The sequence below is a fragment of the Acinetobacter sp. YK3 genome (genome assembly GCF_001729365.1).
GTDB lineage: Bacteria > Pseudomonadota > Gammaproteobacteria > Pseudomonadales > Moraxellaceae > Acinetobacter > Acinetobacter vivianii.
In genome coordinates, this window is record NZ_LZPJ01000034.1 from 1 (window position 1) to 6653 (window position 6653).

6 protein-coding genes are annotated in these 6653 nt (G+C 41.0%); all 6 read left to right on the forward strand.

Annotated elements, in window-relative coordinates:
* Positions 1 to 179 precede the first annotated feature (179 nt).
* Positions 180 to 1289 carry a porin gene (locus A9Z07_RS03910; protein ID WP_069576942.1) on the forward strand — a complete coding sequence of 370 codons (1110 nt, stop codon included), beginning with the start codon at positions 180 to 182 and terminating at the stop codon, positions 1287 to 1289.
* 435 nt (positions 1290 to 1724) lie between these two features.
* On the forward strand, positions 1725 to 2720 hold the full coding sequence (locus tag A9Z07_RS03915) for a tripartite tricarboxylate transporter substrate binding protein (RefSeq protein WP_069576943.1): 996 nt from the start codon (positions 1725 to 1727) through the stop codon (positions 2718 to 2720).
* A gap of 105 nt (positions 2721 to 2825) precedes the next feature.
* Entirely contained in the window at positions 2826 to 3269 is a 444-nt protein-coding gene (locus tag A9Z07_RS03920) for a tripartite tricarboxylate transporter TctB family protein (protein ID WP_069576945.1), read from the forward strand.
* Positions 3270 to 3284: 15 nt separating this feature from the next.
* Positions 3285 to 4781, forward strand: coding sequence for a tripartite tricarboxylate transporter permease (locus tag A9Z07_RS03925; protein ID WP_069576947.1), 1497 nt, complete (start codon positions 3285 to 3287; stop codon positions 4779 to 4781).
* Between the two features lie 76 nt (positions 4782 to 4857).
* The gene (locus A9Z07_RS03930; RefSeq protein WP_069576949.1) at positions 4858 to 5904 is read left to right on the forward strand and encodes an AbrB family transcriptional regulator; all 1047 of its coding nucleotides are present in this window, start codon (positions 4858 to 4860) and stop codon (positions 5902 to 5904) included.
* 14 nt (positions 5905 to 5918) lie between these two features.
* Positions 5919 to 6587 carry a hypothetical protein gene (locus tag A9Z07_RS03935; protein ID WP_069576951.1) on the forward strand — a complete coding sequence of 223 codons (669 nt, stop codon included), beginning with the start codon at positions 5919 to 5921 and terminating at the stop codon, positions 6585 to 6587.
* Positions 6588 to 6653: the final 66 nt, after the last annotated feature.

The window sequence follows — 6653 nt, forward strand, 5'->3', positions numbered from 1 at the left end:
TTAAAATAATTTTATTTAAAACCCTCCAATAACCACTCCGCCATAGCGCTTGATAAAAACCATTCACTCTATTAAAAATCTACCTGTATTAAAGGCTTAAGCATTTTAATATTTTTAAACAACACAACAATGACACATCATCCCTAAGGGATGCTTTATAAAATTTTCAGGATGAAAAAATGAGAGTTACGGTTTTAATTGCCAGCATATTTACGATCATCACCAGCTCAGCATTTGCTGCTCCTCACATGTATGGTGAGATCGACGCCAGTGTTGATTATTTACCCGAAAATAATGCCCATACAAAAAATAAAGATGTATGGAAAATTAATACGAATAGTTCCTTTCTCGGTCTTAAAGGTGAGGAAAAACTAACAGATCGTTTAGACGCAGTTTACTTAGTCGAATGGGCATTTAATGCAGACGGCGATGGTACTGATTGGTCACAACGGGATCGATATGTAGGTTTAAAAGATAAATATCTAGGTACGCTAAAGGTTGGCAAACATAATTCACCGTTAAAGAGACTTTCAAGTCCAGTAGATAGCTTTAATAACTATGTTCGTAATACCGCAGATGTCACTGGCATTATGCCTGGTGAAAACCGGATTAATAATTCGGTGTTATATGAATCACCTAAGTTTTCTGTAGGTCAGGATGCCAATGTTGAATTTATTGCCCTTCTGGCAACTGGAGAAGGCCAAGGTATCAAAAGCAGTCAAGGGGGCGTTACTGTTGACGGTAAAGGCTTAGGTGATGCGTGGTCAAGCTCTCTGACCTATACCAATCCATTCCTTGTCGCAGGTATTGCCTATGATAAGGCGATCCCAAGTAACTTTTTAGGGCAAGGTTTCCTGAACGCATCAGACACAAATATTAACGTTGATGGTGTATTGGCTGCCGCAAACACAACACGCTTAATCACCCGTATTAAAGCAACCGACGACCTTGCTTTAAAGGCCTTGATCCAGAAAGCTCAGATCGAAGAGGCAAAAGGGAATCAGGAAGGTGCAGCCAATATTGATGATTCAGTGGGCTGGCTTATCGGTACGGAATACAAAATTCCAAATCATGAAAAATGGAATGTGCAAGCCCAATACAGCACCAACAAAACCAGTTTTAAAGATCAATCTGCCGACTATACAGCCCAGCAAATCATGACAGGTATCGGTTATTCATTTAGCAAGCAGGTAAGATCGTATGGCTATACAGGCTATGCGCGCTTTAAACAGGCAAATCTAAAGGATAGTCAAACTCTTGTAGGCACAGGTTTAGAATTTAAGTTCTAAGTCCCTACATCGCTCAGAATTTATAATCATTAAAAGCCAGAAGTTGTATATTTCTGGCTTTTAAACACAGGAGCAAGATCATCTCTCACAACAGGAAAAACTATTTTACTCATCAGATTAATCCATTAAAAAATTAAAACCGTTTAAATTCAGCAATCCGTACCTTCTACATCCATTTTTAAAAACACCTAACACTCCAAATAAATTAACAATATAGGAATATTTTAAAACCACACCATTGACTCATAAAATATAGTGCTAATCTCAATAATAACCAAGTCACACAACAGTAAAAAACTAAAATAGAGGTTAATGGACCACCTCCAAACTAAAATTCAATTATTAATAGCAACTCTAAAATCTTATTAAAAGCAGCACCTTTAAATATGTATGTATTTGCATATCAATATAATTGTTTACGGAGAAACATTTAAAATGTTAAGAAAAGTTTTATTCACAACTACATTGATCACCTTAGGATTCGGTTTATCGGCATGTGATAAGAGCAAAGGCCAAGTCGGAGAACCTAAACGTCCTGAATGTATTGCCCCAGCTAAACCGGGTGGTGGCTTTGACCTGACTTGTAAACTGGCACAGAAAGCATTTAGAGAAACTGAACTTCTCAACTCTCCAATGCGGGTGACCTACATGCCAGGCGGTGTGGGTGCAGTGGCATATAATAAGATCGTCGCCAATGATCCAGCAAATGACAATGCCATTGTCGCATTCTCAACAGGCTCACTGCTTAACTTGGCCCAAGGCAAATTCGGACAATACACCGAAAAAGACGTACGTTGGCTCGCAGTGGTCGGTACAGACTACGGCGTTGTTGCAGTGAGTGCCGAATCACCCTACCAAAATCTTAATGACCTGATTCAGGCTCTTCAGAAAAATCCGAAATCGATTAGCTTTGGTGCGGGTGGCAGTGTTGGCGGTCAGGACTGGATGCAAACCGCAATGTTGGCGAAAGCCGCTGGCGTCAATCCGAAAGATATGACTTATATCGCGATGGAAGGTGGTGGTGAAGCCATTACTTCAGTTTTAGGCAATCATATTCAAGTCGTCAGTGCAGGCATTGCGGAGGTTATTCCTCATGTTAAATCAGGCAAGTTACGCGCACTTGCAGTTTTTGCACCTGAACGTCTTCCGAATACCTTAGCAGATATACCAACAGCCAAAGAACAAGGTTATGACATCCAGTGGCCTGTTGTACGAGGCTATTACGTTGGTCCTAAAGTGAGTGATGAGGCCTATCAGTGGTGGAAAACAGCATTCGATAAAATGCTCACCGATCCAAAGTTCACTCAGACCCGCGAACAGTTTGATTTACTGCCATTTTCGATGACTGGCGCCGAGTTAGATCAATTCGTCTTACAACAAACCAATCAGTTAAGAGATCTCTCCAAAGAGTTCGAACTCATTACCAAATAATCCCGAAAACAATAAATAAAAGTATTTCAGCCTCTGGAGGTTTCTCTCGCTGAAACTCCAGTGTCCTGAAATGTATCTAAAAACCAGATCAGAAAAGGAATGATTATGCTCATAGAAAGAATTTTTTCAGGGATTTTAGGGATTGTGAGTCTTGGTCTGCTTTATTTATGCTGGAGCTATGTTGCACCCATTGCCTATGATCCATTGGGGCCACGACCCTACCCCGCACTTCTATTATTACTATTAATTTTATGTTGTTTTTATCTCGTTATTCGGCCCAAGAAACTTGCAGAGTTACTTAACCTAGGGCTATCCCGAAGCATCTTAAAAAAAGTTGGTTTGCTCATGTTATTCATGCTGATTTACGCAACCACTTTTGAGCTTTTAGGTTTTCCTATCTCGACTGCCCTGATGTTTTTTCTGGTCGGCCCTCTTTTCGGTGGCAGCCTCAAGGCTTCACTTGTCACTGGCATTGTCTTTGGTTGCTTACTCTACGGACTATTTGATTATGTACTAGATGTCCCTCTGCCATTAGGTCTCTTTAATTAAAACGGGGAAGAATAAATGAATGTTTTTGAATATTTAATGTACGGTTTTCAGGTTGCACTGACCCCACAAAACTTATTTATTGCCCTTATTGGCGCATTTATCGGAACCATTGTCGGCTTATTACCCGGTTTAGGCCCGATTAATGGTGTGGCATTACTGTTACCCTTTGCTTATGCGCTTGGCCTACCTCCTGAAAGCGCACTGATTCTTCTTGCTTCGGTCTATTTAGGCTGTGAGTTTGGGGGACGAATTTCAGCAATTCTGATCAATGTGCCAGGTGATGCGGCAGCCATTATGTCAACGCTTGATGGTTATCCACTTGCTAAACAGGGTAAAGCTGGTATTGCATTATCACTGTCCGCCATGAGCTCATTCATTGGAAGTATCATTGCCATTGTTGGGATTATTCTATTTGCTCCCCTTTTGGCAAAATGGGCGATTGTGTTTGGCCCCGCCGAATATTTTGTTCTGATGGTATTTGCACTCACCTGCTTAAGTGGTTTAGTCAGTGATCAACCTGTAAAAACAGCAATCTCCGCTTTAATTGGTTTATTACTCGCGACAGTGGGCGTAGATGCCGTAACAGGTGTATATCGTTTCACTTTTAACTCTGTCAGTTTAAGTGATGGAATTCAATTTACTACGATCGTGATTGGCTTCTTCAGTATTAGTGAAATCCTGATCATGCTGGAACAAACGGCAATTGGGCAAAAGGCGTTAGGACAAGGTAAGCGTAGTCTATTCAATTTAAAGGAATTTACTTTTACACTCGGCTCTACCCTTCGCAGTTCTTTTCTAGGCTTTATTATTGGTATTTTACCCGGTGCAGGCGCCACGATTGCCAGTGCTTTGGCTTATACCAGTGAACGCAAGCTGGCAGGTAAAGACAGTAAATTTGGTGAAGGGGATTTACGCGGGATTGCTGCACCAGAAGCTGCGAATAATGCCTCAGCATGCGGCTCGTTTATTCCAATGTTAACCTTGGGTGTACCTGGTTCTGGAACGACAGCGGTCATGATGGGCGCTTTAACTTTATATAATATTACGCCGGGTCCACAACTCTTTACCGAGCAACCAACGATTGTGTGGGGACTTATTGCTTCGCTCTTTATTGCCAGTGCCCTACTCCTATTTATGAACATTTCACTGGTTCGCTACTTTGCCAAGCTCCTGAGTGTTCCACATTTCATTTTACTACCCGCCATTGCCGCAGTAAGTTTTGTTGGGGTATATGCCATCCACAGTACGATATTCGACCTGATTTTAATGGTCGTGCTCGGTATCTTTGGCTATATTTTACGTAAGCTCAACTTCCCGCTTTCGGCATTAATCCTTGGCTTTGTACTGGGTGGATTGATGGAGTCCAGTTTACGTCGTGCTCTTTCTATTTCACATGGTGAATTATTTATTCTCTTTGATGGTTATATCACGAAGGTGTTATGGATCATGGCAGGTATCATGATTGTGTTGCCACTGATTCGCTGGTTACGTAGCAAACGTCAAAGATCTTAATTGCATGGCCAATAGCAATCATGTATTGCTATTGGCACCTTTGCTTTGGTTTATTCACTTATTTTCGGTGGCTTGAATGATCTACCTCAAGTATGCGTTGAGTCTAGCGGTTGCCTTTTTAGGTGCCCACTTGGCGGAATGGTTACATCTGCCACTCCCATGGCTACTTGGGCCTTTATTCATTACCGCATTTCTTAAAATGAATCATGCGCCGATCGAATGCCATCACAGCGCACGTAATATCGGCTTGTTGATTTTAGGACTAACGCTGGGTCTCTATTTTACTCCTCAAATGATTCAACTGATTGCAACGCAGTGGCCTCTTCTGCTTGGCGGGCTACTCTTTGCCTTATTCTTGGGTGCAATCGGCTCTGCCATATTGTATCGCTGGGGAAATGTTGACTTTAAAACTGCCTGGTTTGCTTCCGCAATCGGTGGTGCAAATGAAATGTCTAACTTGGCTGAGCATTATCAAGCCCGCGTTGATAAAGTTGCCTCTGCCCATACCTTACGTATATTAATGGTGGTGGTTATCGTTCCATTTTTTTATCAATTTATGGGATGGCACGGCCTTGATCACAGTACGCTTCATCGTCATGGCGAAGTGAATTGGTATGGTCTTGCCCTGTTAGCAAGTTTGGCTTACTTTGCCAGCCGTATTTTTAAATATTACAAGCTTCCGAATCCTTGGACATTTGGTGCGCTACTGGTTGCAATTTTATTTACCACACAAGATATTCACCTGTCGGCGATGCCAACATCGATTTTACATTTAGGTCAGGTATTACTAGGCTGGTCTTTAGGTAATAAATTTAAGCCAGGATTTTTCAAAACTGCACCGCATTATCTCAGTATTGTGGCCCTAAGTAATCTAGGCGCTATTCTGTTCGCAGGCTTGCTCGCCTACAGCCTTACATTTTGGACAGATATTTCCTTACCCACACTTGGTTTAGGTCTTGCCCCAGGTGGTGTGGCTGAAATGGCATTAACCGCCAATGTGTTACAGCTCGGCGTGCCTATGGTGACCGCATTTCATGTGATCCGTATGGTGGGTGTGCTTGGGACAGTGGGTTATCTTTATCAATTGTTTGAAAAGAAAATAGTAAAAGTAAAATCTAGCTAAAACTAAGGAACGTAATGCCAAAAACTATTTTCGAGAACCATAATGCAGAAGAAAATTACATCTCAAACCACTTTAAATCTGCCTTCCTATGCTTTCTTTATTCTTTCATAATTTTATTAGTTTTTAGCTCTTTGCACCAAGCAGCCTTACACCAAGTAGACCTTGCTAGAAATCACACATGGAAAATCTCAAAACAATATGTCAACTCAACCAACCAATTTCATATCCGTCGTGAACGAGCTGGTGCATCGTTGATACTTCCAACAAACGCCAATAATTCTTTAACAATGAAGTGTGATGTCAAACTCATGAAGTTATGCCAGCAAGAGCTTAAGAAACCGACTCATGCGATCCAAACAATCTATTATTATCAAACAATTCCGATAGGAAATAATCGGCCCGAATACCAGCTTAAAGCTATTGATTATATTGATCTTAAAGGAAATTTAATTCATCTAAATTATCAGCAATTAGCCCCCAACACCCCAACCGCGATACAGAAAAAGAATTGGAAGCTCTGGATAATCACATTCATTGGAGCGTGGATGTTTTTATTGATTGCTTTTATGGTGTCTACTTTATTAAAAATATTCTCAAATAAATCAAGAATTATACTTATGGCTTTACTGAGCCTATATTATATTTTAGCCGTTTATAGCAGCGTGATGATTTATATCTCTTAAAATTCAGGCACAAAAAAACCGCAATTAAGCGGTTTCTTCTATTTAAGTTGGTGCGCTCAGAGAGAT